The 15,372-nt window shown below is 71.9% G+C and carries 19 protein-coding genes; 7 read left to right on the top strand and 12 right to left on the bottom strand.

Annotated features, from left to right (window positions below):
- Positions 1-10: 10 nt before the first annotated feature.
- A complete protein-coding gene (locus ACFY3L_RS03075; protein WP_389318146.1) occupies positions 11-397 on the bottom strand; it encodes a hypothetical protein in 387 nt (128 codons plus the stop codon).
- 198 nt (positions 398-595) lie between these two features.
- Entirely contained in the window at positions 596-2,185 is a 1,590-nt protein-coding gene (locus ACFY3L_RS03070; RefSeq protein ID WP_389318144.1) for a methyl-accepting chemotaxis protein, read from the bottom strand.
- 163 nt (positions 2,186-2,348) lie between these two features.
- Between ACFY3L_RS03070 and ACFY3L_RS03065 the strand changes: the two genes are divergently transcribed.
- From ACFY3L_RS03065 to ACFY3L_RS03055, 3 genes are all read left to right on the top strand, one after another.
- A complete protein-coding gene (locus ACFY3L_RS03065) occupies positions 2,349-3,197 on the top strand; it encodes an LLM class F420-dependent oxidoreductase (protein ID WP_389318142.1) in 849 nt (282 codons plus the stop codon).
- 68 nt (positions 3,198-3,265) lie between these two features.
- Positions 3,266-3,955, top strand: a complete 690-nt coding sequence (locus tag ACFY3L_RS03060) for a hypothetical protein (RefSeq protein ID WP_389318140.1) — start codon at positions 3,266-3,268, stop codon at positions 3,953-3,955.
- Complete coding sequence (locus ACFY3L_RS03055; protein ID WP_389318139.1) at positions 3,952-4,302, top strand: immunity 53 family protein; 351 nt, start codon at positions 3,952-3,954, stop codon at positions 4,300-4,302. Before ACFY3L_RS03060 ends, ACFY3L_RS03055 begins: the two co-directional genes overlap by 4 nt.
- Positions 4,303-4,566: 264 nt before the next feature.
- On the opposite strand, the gene ACFY3L_RS03050 is transcribed toward ACFY3L_RS03055, so the two are convergent.
- A complete protein-coding gene (locus ACFY3L_RS03050; protein ID WP_389318137.1) occupies positions 4,567-5,070 on the bottom strand; it encodes a DinB family protein in 504 nt (167 codons plus the stop codon).
- Between the two features lie 59 nt (positions 5,071-5,129).
- Between ACFY3L_RS03050 and ACFY3L_RS03045 the strand changes: the two genes are divergently transcribed.
- Together ACFY3L_RS03045 and ACFY3L_RS03040 are read left to right on the top strand one after the other, a co-directional pair.
- Positions 5,130-5,483 carry an MmcQ/YjbR family DNA-binding protein gene (locus tag ACFY3L_RS03045; protein ID WP_389318136.1) on the top strand — a complete coding sequence of 118 codons (354 nt, stop codon included), beginning with the start codon at positions 5,130-5,132 and terminating at the stop codon, positions 5,481-5,483.
- A 98-nt stretch (positions 5,484-5,581) separates the two neighbouring features.
- Positions 5,582-6,367, top strand: a complete 786-nt coding sequence (locus ACFY3L_RS03040; protein ID WP_389318134.1) for a CHASE3 domain-containing protein — start codon at positions 5,582-5,584, stop codon at positions 6,365-6,367.
- A gap of 655 nt (positions 6,368-7,022) precedes the next feature.
- Here the strand turns inward: ACFY3L_RS03040 and ACFY3L_RS03035 are convergent.
- Positions 7,023-7,964, bottom strand: a complete 942-nt coding sequence (locus tag ACFY3L_RS03035) for a hypothetical protein (protein WP_389318133.1) — start codon at positions 7,962-7,964, stop codon at positions 7,023-7,025.
- Between the two features lie 122 nt (positions 7,965-8,086).
- Between ACFY3L_RS03035 and ACFY3L_RS03030 the strand changes: the two genes are divergently transcribed.
- Entirely contained in the window at positions 8,087-8,683 is a 597-nt protein-coding gene (locus ACFY3L_RS03030; RefSeq protein ID WP_389318131.1) for a Uma2 family endonuclease, read from the top strand.
- Between the two features lie 23 nt (positions 8,684-8,706).
- Here the strand turns inward: ACFY3L_RS03030 and ACFY3L_RS03025 are convergent, their stop codons facing one another.
- The gene (locus tag ACFY3L_RS03025; protein WP_389318129.1) at positions 8,707-9,120 is read right to left on the bottom strand and encodes a VOC family protein; all 414 of its coding nucleotides are present in this window, start codon (positions 9,118-9,120) and stop codon (positions 8,707-8,709) included.
- 93 nt (positions 9,121-9,213) lie between these two features.
- On the opposite strand from ACFY3L_RS03025, the gene ACFY3L_RS03020 reads away from it, so the two are divergent.
- Positions 9,214-10,128, top strand: a complete 915-nt coding sequence (locus ACFY3L_RS03020) for a sigma-70 family RNA polymerase sigma factor (protein ID WP_389318128.1) — start codon at positions 9,214-9,216, stop codon at positions 10,126-10,128.
- A 102-nt stretch (positions 10,129-10,230) separates the two neighbouring features.
- On the opposite strand, the gene ACFY3L_RS03015 is transcribed toward ACFY3L_RS03020, so the two are convergent.
- From ACFY3L_RS03015 to mtlA, 7 genes are all read right to left on the bottom strand, one after another.
- Positions 10,231-10,431 (bottom strand): hypothetical protein, encoded by a 201-nt coding sequence (locus ACFY3L_RS03015; RefSeq protein ID WP_389318126.1) that lies wholly within the window; start codon positions 10,429-10,431, stop codon positions 10,231-10,233.
- Between the two features lie 64 nt (positions 10,432-10,495).
- A complete protein-coding gene (gene ptsP / locus ACFY3L_RS03010) occupies positions 10,496-12,127 on the bottom strand; it encodes a phosphoenolpyruvate--protein phosphotransferase (RefSeq protein WP_389318124.1) in 1,632 nt (543 codons plus the stop codon).
- On the bottom strand, positions 12,120-12,395 hold the full coding sequence (locus ACFY3L_RS03005; RefSeq protein WP_389318122.1) for an HPr family phosphocarrier protein: 276 nt from the start codon (positions 12,393-12,395) through the stop codon (positions 12,120-12,122). Before ACFY3L_RS03005 ends, ptsP begins: the two co-directional genes overlap by 8 nt.
- A gap of 10 nt (positions 12,396-12,405) precedes the next feature.
- Complete coding sequence (locus tag ACFY3L_RS03000; protein ID WP_389318120.1) at positions 12,406-13,446, bottom strand: zinc-dependent dehydrogenase; 1,041 nt, start codon at positions 13,444-13,446, stop codon at positions 12,406-12,408.
- The gene (locus ACFY3L_RS02995) at positions 13,443-13,907 is read right to left on the bottom strand and encodes a PTS sugar transporter subunit IIA (RefSeq protein WP_389318119.1); all 465 of its coding nucleotides are present in this window, start codon (positions 13,905-13,907) and stop codon (positions 13,443-13,445) included. The genes ACFY3L_RS03000 and ACFY3L_RS02995 overlap by 4 nt, the downstream gene beginning before the upstream one ends.
- On the bottom strand, positions 13,900-14,208 hold the full coding sequence (locus ACFY3L_RS02990; RefSeq protein ID WP_389318117.1) for a PTS lactose transporter subunit IIB: 309 nt from the start codon (positions 14,206-14,208) through the stop codon (positions 13,900-13,902). Before ACFY3L_RS02990 ends, ACFY3L_RS02995 begins: the two co-directional genes overlap by 8 nt.
- Before the next feature lie 3 nt (positions 14,209-14,211).
- Positions 14,212-15,360, bottom strand: a complete 1,149-nt coding sequence (gene mtlA, locus ACFY3L_RS02985; RefSeq protein ID WP_389318115.1) for a mannitol-specific PTS transporter subunit IIC — start codon at positions 15,358-15,360, stop codon at positions 14,212-14,214.
- Positions 15,361-15,372 lie beyond the last annotated feature (12 nt).

The raw sequence follows: 15,372 nt of genomic DNA, 5'->3' as shown, positions 1-15,372 counted from the left end.
CGGTGCTGGGTCACAGCTCCACGGCGAACGATCCGTCGTCGTACGGTCCGAAGCCCGCCGCTTCCAGCAGCTCCTCGCCGTGCGCCAGAGGCGCCGCGACGAGCCTACGGGCTGGACCGGCCCGCAGGGCGTCCACCAACGAGATCAGCACCTGAACGGCGAGGTCGGTGCGTCCGCCCGGTGCGACGAGACCGACCAGTCGGACGATGGTCTCGCCCGGCCGGACGGCAGCGAGGGCCGCGGCGGGCTGCTCGTCCCCGTCGGCCGGGTCGATGAGCTCCCACCACTCGAGGCCGTCGAACAGGAACTCGTCGACGACGGACACGCCGAGCGCGTGCCGGGTCACGGCCCGCCGCCCGGCCGGCACCCGCCGCACCAGCCGCAGTGTTTCTCCCACGTTCACCAGCAAACCCTGTCGTTCTTGCAAACGGCTTGCCGACCGCGTCGCCGCCGGCCACCCGCCCGGGTAGCGGACGCTGAGCCGGGTGCCGCCGCTCGTCCGCCACTCGATCGGCCACCCGGCCCGCAGGTGGGTGCCCATCGCGTGCGCCCAGGACCGCGTGCGCTCGTGCCGGTGCTCCCGTGCGGGCGTTTCTCACACGTGCTTGAAGCGGGACACCAGGCGCTGCAGCTCGCCGGACAGGCCCGCGAGCTCGCCGCTGGCCTCACGGCCCGCCGCCACGCTGCGGTTCGTCGCCTCCGCGGCGGCGGCCACCTCCGCGATCGTGGCGGCGATCGTCTGCGCGCCACCGGCGGCCTCGCCGACGTTGCGGGTCATCTCGCTCGTGGTCGCGGTCTGCTCGTCGACGGCCGAGGCGATCGTCGTCTGGTACTGCGAGATCTGCCCGATGATCATGCTGATCTGCTCGATCGCGGCGACCGCGCTGTCGGTGTCGGCCTGGATCGCGCGGACGCGGGTGGCGATGTCCTCGGTGGCGCGGGCGGTCTCCTGGGCGAGCTCCTTGACCTCGCCCGCCACGACGGCGAAGCCCTTGCCGGCCTCCCCCGCCCGGGCCGCCTCGATGGTCGCGTTGAGCGCGAGCAGGTTCGTCTGCTCCGCGATCGACGTGATCACCTTGACCACATTGCCGATCTCGGCCGACGACTGGCCGAGCTTCGACACGGTGTCGTTGGTGGTGGTGACGACGGTGACGGCCTGCTCCGCGACCCGGGCCCCCTCGCTGGCGTTGCGGGCGATCTCCCGGATCGACGCCGACATCTCCTCGGAGGCGGCGGCGACCGTCTGCACGTTGCCGGAAACCTGTGCGGCGGTCCGGTCCGCCTCACCGGCCCGGGCCGACACCGCCTGGGCGCTGCCGGCGACCCCGGCGGTGACCGTGTCGAGCTGGCTGGAGCTGCGGGCGACCAGGTCGGCGCTGCGCGCGAGGGCCGCCACGGTCTCGCGGACGCTGGCGGTGGCTCGGTTGACGGCACCGGCCATGGTGCCGATCTCGTCCCGGCCGCCGACCGGCGCGGTCGTGGACAGGTCCCCGGCCGCCATCGCGTCCATGGCACCCACCACGGGGGCGAGCCGGCCGGTGATCGACGCGGCGACGTACAGCGCCAGTACGGTCGCCACGACCAGCCCGATGATCAGGGTGAGCAGGACCTGCAGCCGGGCGGTGGAGTACTGCGAATGGGCGTCCTTCACCGCGGCGTCGGCGTCGGCCGCCTGCTGCCCGGCCAGCTCGGCGACCGCCGCCTCCATGCCGGGCACGACCTTGTTGAAGTCGATCGTCGGCTGCTTGCCCTGGGCGAGCTCGGCCATCGCCGTGGTGAACTGCCGCCACAGCGTCGTGAACTCGTCGACGGTCCGCTGCGCGGCGGCGCTCTTGGGCAGCTTCAGGTACTCCTCGAGCGCCGTGTTGAGCTGCTTGACCGCCTCGCCGGTGCCCTTCTGCGCCAGCGCGATGACCTGCGGGTCACCGGCCGACCCGAGCTGCATCGCCGCGTTGTGGTTGATCAGCGACTGGGCACCGCGGATCTGGCTGAGCAGCACCAGCTCCTGGACGTTCCCCTCGCGCAGCGCGCTGACCTTGCCGTCCATCTCGGCCATCCGGGACAGCGCGAACGCCCCCGTGACGACCGCGGTGAGCGCCATCGCCGTCAACGCGAACAGGATCTTGGTCCGGATACTACGGTCGGCCAGCCAGCCGCCGCCCTTGCCGGTCCCTGCGTCCGCCACCGTGCACCGTCCCTGAATCCGATGAAACCCGCACTTCTCAACATCGACGCCACTGCACGCAACTTGAGACTCCCGAGTGCCGGCAAACACACCACCTACGCCGTCCTAGGATGCTAGGTTCCAGATGGACGCCACTTGGTGTCACGTATCCGGAGGGGCGATCATGAGCTGGAGCCAACGACTCGGCACCGTCGGCGTGTGGCGCGGTGTCACGCTGGTCGATCCGCCCATGGCCAGGGCCATCGAGGAGCTCGGGTACGGCACCATCTGGCAGGGCAGCTCCCCCGGCGCCGACCTGCGCCCCGCCGAGGCCCTGCTCGACGGCACCGACTCGATCGTCATCGCCACCGGCATCGTCAACATCTGGTCGTCCGACGCCGCCGAGCTCGCCGACTCGTTCCACCGCATCCACGCCAGACACCCCGGGCGGCTGCTGCTCGGCATCGGCTCCGGCCACCGCGAGGCGAACGCCGCCCGCACCCGCCCGGTCGAGTCCATGGCCCGCTACCTCGACGTCCTCGACGCGCGGGGCGTGCCCGCCGAGCACCGGGTGCTGTCCGCGCTCGGCCCCCGGATGCTCGCCCTGGCCGCCGAGCGCAGCGCCGGCACACACCCGTACCTCACCGTGCCCGCGCAGACCCGGGAGGCCAGGACCGCCCTCGGCCCGGCCGCCCTGGTCGCCCCCGAGCAGACCGCCGTGCTGGATCCCGACCCGGCCACCGCCCGCCGCAGTGCCCGCGCCTTCCTCGCCACGTACCTGAAGCTGGCCAACTACACCACCAACATGCTGCGCGCCGGCTTCACCCCCGAGGACCTCACCGACGGCGGCAGCGACGACCTGATCGACCGCATCGTCGCCCACGGCGACGCCCCCACCCTGGCCGCCGCCCTGCGAGCCCACCTGGAAGCCGGCGCCGACCACGTCTGCGTCCAGCTCCAGCCCGCCGGCACCGACATCCTCCCCGCCCTCCGCGCCATCGCCGCCGAACTCCACCTCCGCCCCACCCCATAGCCACCGGGTCAGTTCGTGCGGCGCACGGCAAGGTCCGCTGCCTCGGTCGGTCCATGCATAATGCCCATGTGCTCCACGCCGACCTGACTGTGGATGCGTGGCTGGCGCTGTCCGACGACGGCGCCCGCCGCACGGCCGACGCCATCGCTCGCACCGTTGACGCTGAGCTTCTCAGCGTCACCCCACACAGCTACGAAGGCCGGCCCGGTCGCGTGGCGCTGTTCGAACGCGACGGAATCCGATACGCGTTGGTACCGGGCGGAACGGTGCAACTCGGCTACGCCGCCGACCGTTTCGTCCCCACCCGCCGCCAGCTCGATGACTTCGCCGCGGCCGTCGACCTGTACTCGGTGCCCGAGCCGATGGCGCGGTTGGCCTGGCGGGGTCTTCGTCCGCCCACGCCGGACGAGTGGGAACACGACTGCGGTGCGGGAGCGACCACGCTCTTCCGGTGGGGCGACGACTATCCTGACGGCGAGCCGTCCGGCGATGTGCCACTGATTCAACAACCGAACTTCTTCGGACTCGTCATCGGCGACGACCCCTACCGGGCGGAATTCACGACCGACCCGGCCATACTCTGCGGCGGTGACGGTGGCAGCGCGCTGTGCGGCGGATCAGGGGCATTCCTGTCCTGGATAAGCCTGGCCACCGCCTACCGGGACCCGACCCTGGCCGAAGTCGTCTACGACGGCTACCTCGTCGGCGAAACACCGCTGCGTCCGGTCCTGCCACTGACGCAGACACCTACGGCATGACCATTTTGAACGGGCAGGATCCTATGCCCTACGTTGATGGGCCTGACGCGTTGACGTGGCTTCAGGGCTGGTACGTCACCCAGTGCGATGGCGACTGGGAACACGAGTACGGCGTGTCCATCGAAACGCTCGACAACCCCGGTTGGTCGCTGAGGGTGGACCTACAGGCAACCGCAATGGATGGCCTTGCGTTCCCCAAGCAGGAAGTCCACCGAAGCGAGCACGACTGGTTCATCGCTCGCCTGACCGGCAACCGTTTCGAGGCTTTCTGCGGTCCGCTCAATCTCAGCGAAGCCATCCACCAATTCCGGCTCTGGGTTACTGCCGCCAACCGCGGCACCTCCTGATCAAGATCAGTGAGATCCCGCGGTGGCGAAAACTCGGCGACATCCAGCCCCCAAGGCCGCGAACAGAACCAATCGCCACACCATTCTCCGCCACCAGCCACCAGCCACCAGCCACCAGCCGCCAGCGCCAGCCACCAGCGCCAGCCGACCGGCCACCAGCGCCGGCCGGCGCAACGCTGCCACTGCCCCGGTCGCCGCAGCGCGACGGCCGGGGCAGGCAGCATCGCCACCAGCTCCGCCGTCGACCAACCGGTCGTGGCGCGGCTATTCGTCGGGGCGGTGGTCGCCGGTGGCGCCGTCGAGGAGCTCGCGCATCACGTCCAGGTGGCCGGTGTGGCGGGCCACCTCCTCGACCATGTGGATGAGGACCCAGCGGAGGGAGACCTTCTCGCCATACCAGGCGGTGCCGGTGGCCTCGATGTCGAGGGATTCGATGACGGCGTCGCAGTTGGAGCGGGCGCGGGCATAGAAGGCGAGCACGTCCGCCGTGGACTCGCCCGGCTCGACGCGCAGGTCGGCTTCGGGGTCGTCGTCGCGGAAGGGTAGCGGCTCGTGCTCGCGGCCGAACGTGTCGCAGAACCAGCCATACTCGACGGCGGCGAGGTGCTTGACCAGGCCGAGCATCGTGCTCCCCGACGGGGTCATCGGACGGCGCAGCTGCTCGTCGTCGAGGCCGTCCAGCTTCCACAGCACCACGTCGCGGTGCCGGTTGAGGCTGGCGTGCAAACTCTGCTTCTCATCGCCGAGGTACGGCACCCGAATCGTCACGCAGGCACCGTAACAGCGAGGTACGACACTTCCGCCCGGGAAGAGCGTACGGTCGCTGCGTGACGCGGGACGAGCTGATCGCACACTGCATTTCCAAGCCGGGGGCGTGGCAGGACACGCCGTGGGAGGACGACCTCGTCGTCAAGGTCGGGGCGAAGATCTTCGCGTTCCTCGGCAGCGGAGCCGGCGACCGGGCCACGGTCGGCGTGAAGTGCGCGCCGTCGCGGGAGGCCGCCGACGAGTGGCTGCGGCGGTTCCCGGAGGACGCGGTCGCCTCGCCGTACATCGGCAGGTCCGGGTGGAACACGCTGACCCTCGGCGGGAAGATCCCCGACGAGGAGCTTCTCGAGGCGGTCGACGAGTCGTACCGCTGGGTGGTGTCGAAGCTGCCGAAGAAGGACCGCCCGCAGTAGACCGGCCGGGCCGTACCGCGCCGCTGAATCGGCCGCGGCGAGGCCCCGGGCACGTTAGCGTTGGAGGTGCCTGGGGGCGAGGCTGCGGGGGTTCACGGGTGCGGCAACCGATCGCGGTCACACTGCGCCGGCAGTTCGTCTGGCTGTTCCTCGTGCTGCTGACCGTCGGCGTCGCACGGGTGCTCGCCGGGCAGTACCTCACCGGTGTCCAGGACCGGCAGCTGCGCGGCCTCGACGACGCCCGGCAGGCCAACCAGCGGATGCTGCAGGACCTCACCGACATCGAGACCGCCGTGCTCAGGTACCAGCTGACCGGCGACCCGGTGTTCCTGGAGTTGTTCCGGGCGGGGTCTTCGGACTACCCGGCCGCCCGTTCGGCGGCGCTGCGGGCCGCGCCCGACGACCGGACCCGGGTCCTCGTCCGCGACCAGGATCAGGCGGCGCAGCGATGGCTGGCGCAGGTGGCACTGCCGATCAGCGCCCGGCCGGCGGGGCGGCCCGGCAGCGGAGTGGACCGCAGCGCCCGGGGCAAGGAACTGTTCGACGCGATCCGTGCGGCGAACACGGCCGTGACCACCGCGGTCGAGGACGCTCGGAAGGCCGCGACGACGGGGTACCGCCGAGCCGGCCACACCCTCGAGGCGGCGCTCGCGCTGTCGTCGCTGGTGCCGGTGCTGATAGCGGTGCGCATCCACCGCTGCGTCCGGCCACTGCTGCTCGCCCCGCCGGCGGCCCCGCGTGCCCCCATCGACGACCCGCCCGGAGACGGCCACTTCGACGAGCCGACCAGCAAAGACGCCAACGCGAACGCGGCGACCGGTGCAGTCCGGGCCGGCGGCGCTGACCTGCGGACGGACAGCCTTCCCGATCACATTGGCCGCTAGGTCGGTGCCCACGAACATCGGCCGGGATTTCTGTCGTACCCCTGTGCTTGAGTGTCGGTATGCCTCGACGTCGTGCTGGTGACGCTGACTGGGTGGTGCATCGCACCGCCCGGGTCAGGCTGCGGGTCACCCGTGGCCCGTGAGAGCGGTGCTTCGGAATGCCGCGCCCGGCGGGTTCGGTCGACGCGCGCACAACGCCAGTGCCCGTAGCGATCCCGGCCAGGGGGCGCACCGTCGCACCGGTGTGCCCGGCGCTCGCCTGCACGCCGCCGCCCCGGTGCGTTCCATGCTCACCTGCGCAACGCCACATCGGGACGCCGGGGTGCAACCCCTGCCCACCTGCACACCGCCGCCCCGGTGCGCTCCGTGCTCACCTGCGCAACGCCACATCGGGACGCCGGGGTGCAACCCCTGCCCACCTGCACGCCACCGCCCCGGTGCGCTCCGTGCTCACCTGCGCAACGCCACATCGGGACGCCGGGGTGCAACCCCTGCCCACCTGCACACCGCCGCCCCGGTGCGTTCCATGCTCACCTGCGCAACGCCACATCGGGACGCCGGGGTGCAACCCCTGCCCACCTGCACGCCACCGCCCCGGTGCGTTCCATGCTCACCTGCGCAACGCCACATCGGGGCGCCTGGGTGCAGCCCTTGCTCACCTGCGCGCCGGCGCAGAAGTGCGCCCCACCACCACGACCACGACGGCGAGGACCCCGGCGAGGACGAGCAGCCCGACCGGGTCGACGAGCCGGGTCCCGACTTCCCACGGCGGCGCGCTGTTGCGGATCCACGCGTGCCCGAGCGGCAGCAGCCCGTCGATCGCGGTGGCGACCACGGCGGCGGTGACCATGGCCGCGACGGCCCCTCCGATGACGGGTGCCGCCGATGTACCGGCAGCGCCCAAGTCCTCACGGGTGACCATCGCCGCAACAACCCCGCCGACCACCGGTGCCGGCGATGTACCAGCAGCGTCCGGGCCCCCTCGATCGACCTCTCCGGCCGGGCGAGCCGGGTCGGGCTGGCGGCGCGCGATCAGGTGCGCGGCGACGCCGCCGGTGGCCATCATCGCCAGGATCGCCGGCACGACGGTGGCCGCGACGCCCGGCAGCACCGCCGCCAGCCCGAGCCACACCGCCGCCGCCGCGAAGCCGCACCCCACGGCGATCGCGGCGGTCTCGGGCCTGACGCTGGTGTGGTGGCCGGTCACGCGTACCGCGGCCAGCAGCACCAACCCGAGCAGCACCACCCAGACGACGAGCACGGAGGTGGCGTCGCCGGTCCGAGGTCCCCCGCCCCGGGTGATCGGCGGCACCACCTTGAGCACCTGCGCCGCGCCGAGCACGTCCAGCGCGATCACGCACCCCACCGCGGCCCGCACCACTCCGGCCAGGCTCCCCCGCGCCGCGACGGGCCCGACAGGCACCGCGGCGACCAGGACGAGGAGCGCCACGACCCCGACCATGACCTCGACCCGGTGCCGCAGCACCTCGAACCCGACCCCCCGCGCCACGGCCACCGCCGCGACCAGTGCTCCGGCCGCCCCGAGCCACAGCAGCGCCGCGGCCCCATGGCCGCCCCATCTCGTCACGAGCTTCATGGACTAACTCTATCTAGATAGACTTAGGTTCGGAAGATGCATGCCCGGACCCGAGACCCCCCGCACGCAACTTGTAACCATGTAACCCTATGGCTATGGTGAGACCACGAGCATGCGGCAGGGTGACCGCCGTGGCTCGCTGGGGAACGCATCCGATGGGGAGGTGTCAGCCGGTGGGGGTCGCCATGCTCGAACATCCTGGTCCGTGGAGTGAGGCCGAGTACCTCGCGCTCGATGAGACCACCAGCCGGGTCGAACTGATCGACGGGGGCCTGCTGGCGAGTCCGGCGCCGACCATGCCTCACCAGCACCTGTCCATCGCACTCGGCCTGACGCTGTATCCGGCCGCGGCCAAGGCAGGTCTGCTGTTTCTCGAGGCGATCAACGTCAGGCTCGCGACAGGCCGCATCGTCATCCCGGACTTCGTGGTGGCGGACACCGACGGCAAGGGCGCGGTGCTCGACGCGGCTCAGGTCGCGCTCATCGCGGAGATCGTCTCGCCCAGCAACGCCAGCAACGACCGGCTGCTCAAGATGCACTTCTACGCGGACGCCGGCATCCGCTGGTACCTGCTGGTGGAGCAGGAGCCATTGCGGCTACGGCTCCTCAGGCTCGCCGGCGAGCACTACGTGGAACATGTCGCTGCCGGCGGCGGCGGGGTGCTCGACGTGCAGGAGCCGTTCCCGTTCAGGGTCGACACCGCGGCGTTGCCGCGCTGAGCACCTCGCCGCCGCGGGTGGGGTTACTCCGCGTAGGGCTGGTCCTGGCCCTGGGCGCTGTAGGCGAGGCTCCACACGTGGCCGTCCAGGTCCGCGAAGGTGGCGCCGTAACCGCCCCACTGCAGGGCGGCGGGTGGCTTGAGGATCGTGGCGCCGGCCTTCTCGGCCTCGGCGATGATCTCGTCGATCCGGGCCTCGCTGCGGACGACGTAGGTGAGCACGACGCCGCCGAAGCCGGTGCCCTCCGCGCTCGTGCCGACCTGGTCGGCCAGGCCTTCGCGGCCGTAGAAGCCGATCAGCGAGCCGCCGTCCTGCTCGAAGAACACGGAGACGCCGTAGTTGTGCTTCACGGTCCAGCCGAGGCCCTCGGTGTAGAACCGGATGGCGCGGTCGAGGTCGCGAACTCCGAGCAGGATGGAGCTGACGTGCGCTTTCATGGGTTGTCTCCCGATCGTCGACGGTCTGCTGTCACAACCGGCAGGGTTCGCCGGTCACTTCCTATGACAGGCCGCGACGGAGGAATGTGACGGATGATCGGGAAAGATTGGGTGAGCGAGCGGTTCGCCGAGCACCAGGGCCGCCTGCACTCGGTGGCGTACCGGATGCTCGGCTCGTCGGCCGAGGCCGAGGACGCGGTGCAGGAGGCGTGGCTGCGGGTCAGCCGCGCCGACACGGGCCAGGTGGAGAACCCGGCGGGGTGGCTGACGACGGTCGTCGCCCGGGTGTGCCTCAACATGCTGGAGGCCCGCAAGGCCCGCCGGGAGGATCCGGCCGGCGCGCTGCCGCCCGAGCCGGAGACCGCCACCGTGCGGCCCGCGGACCCCGAGGGTGAGGCGCTGCTGGCCGACTCGGTCGGGGTCGCGCTCATGGTCGTGCTCGACACGCTGACCCCCGCGGAGCGGCTGGCATTCGTGCTGCATGACGTGTTCGCCGTGTCGTTCGACGAGATCGGTCCCGTCATCGACCGGTCCCCGGCGGCGGCGCGGCAGCTCGCCAGCCGGGCGCGGCGCAGGGTGCGGGGCGCCGCCGCCGCGTCGGACGCCGCGCGGTCCCAGCGGCGGGAGATCGTCGGCGCGTTCCTCGCCGCCTCCCGCAACGGCGACTTCGCCGCGCTGCTGGAGCTGCTGCACCCGGACGCCGTCTCCGGTGACGCCATCGGCGCCCACGCGGTGGCGGCGATCTTCTCCGGGCGGGCGCAGGCGGCCCGCCTCGCGCTCGTGGACGGTGTACCGGCGGCCGTCTGGTCCCACCGTGGCCTGCCGAAGGCCGTCTTCGAGTTCACCATCACCGACGGCCGGATCTCCGGCATCGCCATCCAGACCGACCCGGACCTGATCAGCGACCTGGACATCGTCTTCCTGGCCAGGCCCACCGACGGCGAACCCAGGCTTACCGACGGCGAGCCCGGACTTACCGACGGCGAACCCGGCCAGGAACGAACCTGAGGCGACGAGCAGACCTGAGGCCACCAACGGACCTGAGGCCACGAGCAGACTTGAGGCCAGGAACGAGCCTGAGGCCACCAACACGAGCACGAGCGAGAGCGGTCAGGGGCAGACCGACCGGGACGGCTGGGACGAGACCTTGGTGCACGGCGGAGGAGCGGCCGACAGGCGGTGGCCGGCGGCGACGGTGATCCCGGCGAGGGACAGGACCGACGCCGCGACGAGCAGGCACGGTGCCAGGAACGTCCGGAGGACGCCGTGGTCGGTCAGCTCTTCGACTTCTGCAAGCGGTTCGAGTAACACGTTGGCAACGATCTCATGCCTGTCAACCGTCCGGGTCGGCCGGACGTGTGTTTCTTTCACGAAGTCAGGGGCGGACGGCGGCCCGCGCGGCGATCGGGGTGTCGGCGGCGAGGGCGGCCTTGGCGAACTGGACGCACTCGTCGTAGGTGTGGGCAGCCAGGGCTTCCCGCACGGCGGGGATGCTGCGGGCCGCCATCGACAGGCTGGTGATGCCGAGCCCGACGAGCACCAGGGCGAAGTCGGGGTCGGCGGCCGACTCGCCGCAGACGCCGACGGGCTTGCCGGCTTCGCGGCCGGCGGCGGCACAGGCGGCGATGAGCGAAATGAGGGCGGGCTGCCACGGGTCGAGCAGTTCGGCGAGGTCGCCGCACATGCGGTCGGCGGCGAAGGTGTACTGGCTGAGGTCGTTGGTCCCGATGCTGAGGAAGTCGACGTCGCGCAGGACGGAGCCCGCGCGCAGCGCCGCGGCGGGGACCTCGATCATGACGCCGGCGGTACGCAGCCCGTGCTCGCGGCACGAGGCCGCGAACGAAGCGGCCTCCCCGGCGGTGGCGACCATCGGCGCCATGACCCAGACGTCGGCGGACGTGGCCGCGGCGGCCGCGGCGATCGCGGCCAGCTGGGTGTCGAGGACGGAGGGCATCGCACGGGCGACGCGCAGCCCCCGGACGCCCAGCGCCGGGTTGGGTTCGTCGGCGAGGCGCAGGAACGGCAGCGGCTTGTCGGCGCCGGCGTCGAGGGTCCGCACGACGACCTTGCGGCCGGGCAGGGCGGCGAACACCTCCTGGTAGGCGGCGACCTGCTCGGCGAACGCGGGCGGCTCGGTGCGGTCGAGGTACAGCAGCTCGGTGCGGAACAGTCCGACGCCCTCCACGGAGGGGGCCAGGTCGCGGGCCGAGCCGATGTTGGCCAGCAGCGCCACGGGGTGGCCGTCGGACGTCGCGCCCGGGCCGGTGGACGCGGAGCGACGCGCCAGCAGGTCGCGCTGCGCGTCGTTGACCGCCCGCGCCGACTGTTCCGAGACGCCGAGGGCGACAGCGCCGCTGGAGCCGTCGAGGCTCACCAGTATACCATCCGAAATGTCCAGAATGGAACCGCAGCGCACCACGGCGGGAATGCCCAGGGTCCGCGCCAGGATCGCGGTGTGGCTGGTCGGCCCGCCCTCCTCGGTGATCAAGCCGAGCACGACCGCGGGGTCGAGGCCGGCCGTGTCCGCGGGCGCCAGGTCGCGGGCGACCAGGATGAACGGGTGGCCGGGCGACGGCACCCCCGGCATCGGCAGCCCCTGGGACGCGGCGACCAGCCGGTCGCGGATGTCGTCGAGGTCGCTGACGCGTTCGGCCAGGTATCCCCCGGCCGCCTCGAACGCCGCCCGGTGCTCGGCGAGCGCGGCGGCGAACGCGTGCGGTGCGTCCGCGCCGCCGTCGATCGCGGCGTCCACCGCCTCGAGCAGCATCTCGTCGCCGGCCATGAGCACCTGCGCGCGCAGGACCTCGGCCGCGGTGGCGTCGCCCGTCAGGTCGGCGCGGCGGGTCAGGTCGTCGCACACGGCGGCGACGGCGTCCCGGGCCCGCGCGCGTTCCGTGCCGACGTCGATCAGGGGCGGCGCGGGCGGCAGCGGGGGCGGCGGGGCCAGCCGGTGGACCGGCCCCGCGGCGCGTCCGGGGCTCACGCCGATGCCCTGCAGCTCACCCATCTTCGGCGTCCAGGTCGCGCTCCAGGAGGGCCGCCAGGGCGTCGACGGCGGCCTCCGCGCCGTCGCCGTCGGCCTCCAGCGTCACCTCGGTGCCCTTCTTCGCCCCGAGCGACAGCACGGAGAGCATGCTGCGGGCCGGGACGGCCTTCTTCTCGCCGGTACGGATGGTGACCGGCACGGGCTGCTTCGCGGCCGCGGCGACGAACAGCGCGGCGGGGCGCGCGTGCAGGCCGCTGGCGGAGCCGACGACGACGGTCCGGGTGGGCATCAAGCACCTCCTACGGTTCGATGGTGACCTTGATCGCCTCGCCGCGGGCCACGATGCCGAAGGCGTCGAGCGCGTCGGCGAGCGGCAGGCGGTGGGTGATGAGGTCGGCGACGGGCACGGCACCCGAGGCGATGAGCCGCAGCGCCTCTTTGTTGTGCTCGGGGCTGGAGCCGTTGGCGCCGACGATCGTCAGCTCGCGGTAGTGCACGACGTTGGAGTCGACGGAGACGACCGGCTTGTCCTTCGGCAGGCCGCCGAAGAAGCTGATCCTGCCCTGCCGGGCGGTCATCTGCAGCGCCTGCTCCTGGGCGGCACCGGACGCGGCGGCAGTGATGACGACGTCGGCGCCGCGGCCCTCGGTGAGCTTCATGACGGCGTCGACGACGTCGGTCTCGGCGCCGCAGATCGCCGCGTCGGGGCGGACGAGGCCGGCGGCGAGGTCGAGGCGCTCCCGGTTGAGGTCGACCAGGAAGACCCGCTTGGCGCCGCGGGCGCGGGCGAGCCGGACGTGCAGGCAGCCGATCGGGCCGGAGCCGACGACGACCACGTCGTCGCCGTCGCCGACGCGGGCGAGGTTCTGGCCGTTGAGCACGCAGGCGAGGGGTTCGGCGACGGAGGCCTCGGCGTAGCTGACGCCGTCGGGGATGCGGTTGAGGCCGTCGACGTCGAGCACGTTGTGCGGCACGACCATGTACTCGGCGAAGCCGCCGTCGAAGTGGTACCCCATCGACACCTGGTTGGAGCAGACGGTCATGTGGCCGCGGGTGCACTCGCCGCAGCGACCGCACGGGATCGCCGCGATGACCTGGACGCGGTCGCCGGCCTCCCACCCGGTGACGTCGGCGCCGACCTCGACGACCTCGCCGGCGATCTCGTGGCCCATGACCCGCGGCGGCACGATGTGGTGGTGGCCGTGGTTGTAGATCTTCACGTCGGTGCCGCAGGTCGAGCAGGCCCGGACGCGGATCTTCACGTCGGCGGGGCCCGGCGTGGGCTCCGGCGCGTCCTCGATGCGGACGTCGCCGGGAGCGTGGAATGTCAGGACTTTCACTGGTCTTCCTTTGTGAGCGGGGTTTCCTTCGCAAGAAGGCGTTGTACGAGGCCGGCATCCGTCGCGTCCCGCAGCGCCTGCGCCTGATCGGGGTCCATGAGGACCTCGGCCAGGGACGCCAGGATGTCGACGTGGCCGTCCCCGGCGGCGGCGATGGCGACGCAGACGCGCACGTCGTTGCCGTCCCAGTCGACGCCGTCGGGGAAGCGCAGCACCGCCAGGGCGTCGCGGCGCACGTTCTCCTTGCTGTTCAGCGTGCCGTGCGGGATGGCGACGCCCTCGCCGATGTAGGTGGACACGCTCCGCTCACGGGCGAGCATGGCGTCCACGTACTGTTCGCCGACGGCGCCGACCTCGACGAGCACTTCGCCGCAGCGGCGGATCGCCTCGTCCCGCGATCCGGCCCGCTCGTGGAGCCGGATCGCTTCGCTGGTGAGCAGCACGGCCGGCTGGTCAGCCACTGAGCTCACCGCCGCGCTGGACGGCATTGACCACCTTCGTCACCGCCGGGTCGCCGATGAACACCTGGATGGGCACGATCACCTTGTCGGGGGCGCTGACCCGGGCGCGGGCGGCGAGACCCGCGTGGCAGATGACGACGTCGGCGTCGGACGGGATCTGGTTGACCGGGGTGTGCTCGACGGTGACGGCGCTCTTCGACAGCTGCCGCCGCAGGGTGCTGGCGAGCATGACGCTGCTGCCCATGCCGGCGTCGCACGCGACGACGACCTTCTTGATCGCGGTGCCGTTGATGGTGGGCATGCGCTAAACCTCCTGGCGGGCCGTGGTCGTGGTGCGTGCGGGGCCTTCTTCGACGATCGCAGCGTCCGCGGCGGCGGTCGTGTCGTCGTCGACCGCGTCGGCCGACGGCTCGCCCCGGCCGAAGCCCATCAGGACGGACGCGACGGCGAAGGTGACGGCGGCGGAGATGACGATGCCGAGCAGGACCGCGACGTAGCCGCCCTTCGGCGTGACCGCCATGTAGGCGAAGATGCTGCCGGGTGCGGGGGTGGCGACGAGCCCGGCACCGGTGACCATGAAGGTGCCGACGCCCGCGGCGCCACCGGCGATCATGGCGAGGATCAGCTTCGGCTTCATCAGCACGTACGGGAAGTAGATCTCGTGGATGCCGCCGAGGAACTGCACGATGATCGCGGCGGGGACGCTGGGCCGCAGGGCGCGGGGGCCGAAGAGCATGAACGCGAGCAGCAGGCCGAGGCCCGGGCCGGGGTTCGACTCGATCATGAACAGGATCGACTTGCCCTTGTCCGCGGCCTCGGCGACACCGAGCGGGCCGAGCACGCCGTGGTTGATGGCGTTGTTCAGGAACAGCACCTTCGCCGGCTCGACCAGCACCGACGTCAGCGGCAGCAGGTCCTTGTCGACGAGCCAGTCCACGCCGGAGCCGGCGCGCTTGGTGAGCCACTCGACGACCGGGCCGATGCCGTACACGCCGCCGATGGCCATCGCGCCGCCGATGATGCCGGCGCTGAAGTTGTCGACCAGCATCTCGAAGCCGGGCCGGATCCGGTTCTCGACGAGGCCGTCGAACAGCTTCAGGAGGTATGCCGTCAGCGGGCCGATGATCATCGCACCGAGGAACATCGGGACGTCGGCGCCGATGACGAGGCCCATGGTGGCGACCGCGCCGACGACCGCGCCGCGCTGCCCGTGCACGAGCCGGCCGCCGGTGTAGCCGATGAGCACGGGCAGCAGCACGGTGATCATCGGGCCGACGAGCCCGGCGAGCTTCGCGTTGGGCAGCCAGCCGGTCGGGATGAACAGTGCCGTGATCAGCCCCCAGGCGATGAACGCGCCGATGTTGGGCATGACCATGGCGGCCAGGTAGCCGCCCACGCGTTGCACGGAGGCCTTGAAGCCGCCGCCTTGGACCTGCGGGGTGTAGGTCGACACGGGGTTCTCCTT

It is taken from the genome of Dactylosporangium sp. NPDC000521, from assembly GCF_042898305.1.
Taxonomy (GTDB): domain Bacteria; phylum Actinomycetota; class Actinomycetes; order Mycobacteriales; family Micromonosporaceae; genus Dactylosporangium.
This window is presented reverse-complemented; position numbering and strand designations above follow the sequence as displayed.

Excerpts from the sequence above, each read along its gene's own strand:
- ACFY3L_RS03005 (WP_389318122.1), bottom strand. The coding sequence starts at position 12,395 with ATGCCCACCCGGACCGTCGTCGTCGGCTCCGCCAGCGGCCTGCACGCG.
- ACFY3L_RS03055 (WP_389318139.1), top strand. The coding sequence starts at position 3,952 with ATGACCATTTTGAACGGGCAGGATCCTATGCCCTACGTTGATGGGCCT.
- ptsP (WP_389318124.1), bottom strand. The coding sequence starts at position 12,127 with ATGGGTGAGCTGCAGGGCATCGGCGTGAGCCCCGGACGCGCCGCGGGG.
- ACFY3L_RS03020 (WP_389318128.1), top strand. The coding sequence starts at position 9,214 with ATGATCGGGAAAGATTGGGTGAGCGAGCGGTTCGCCGAGCACCAGGGC.
- ACFY3L_RS03065 (WP_389318142.1), top strand. The coding sequence starts at position 2,349 with ATGAGCTGGAGCCAACGACTCGGCACCGTCGGCGTGTGGCGCGGTGTC.
- ACFY3L_RS03025 (WP_389318129.1), bottom strand. The coding sequence starts at position 9,120 with ATGAAAGCGCACGTCAGCTCCATCCTGCTCGGAGTTCGCGACCTCGAC.
- ACFY3L_RS02990 (WP_389318117.1), bottom strand. The coding sequence starts at position 14,208 with ATGCCCACCATCAACGGCACCGCGATCAAGAAGGTCGTCGTCGCGTGC.
- ACFY3L_RS03035 (WP_389318133.1), bottom strand. The coding sequence starts at position 7,964 with ATGAAGCTCGTGACGAGATGGGGCGGCCATGGGGCCGCGGCGCTGCTG.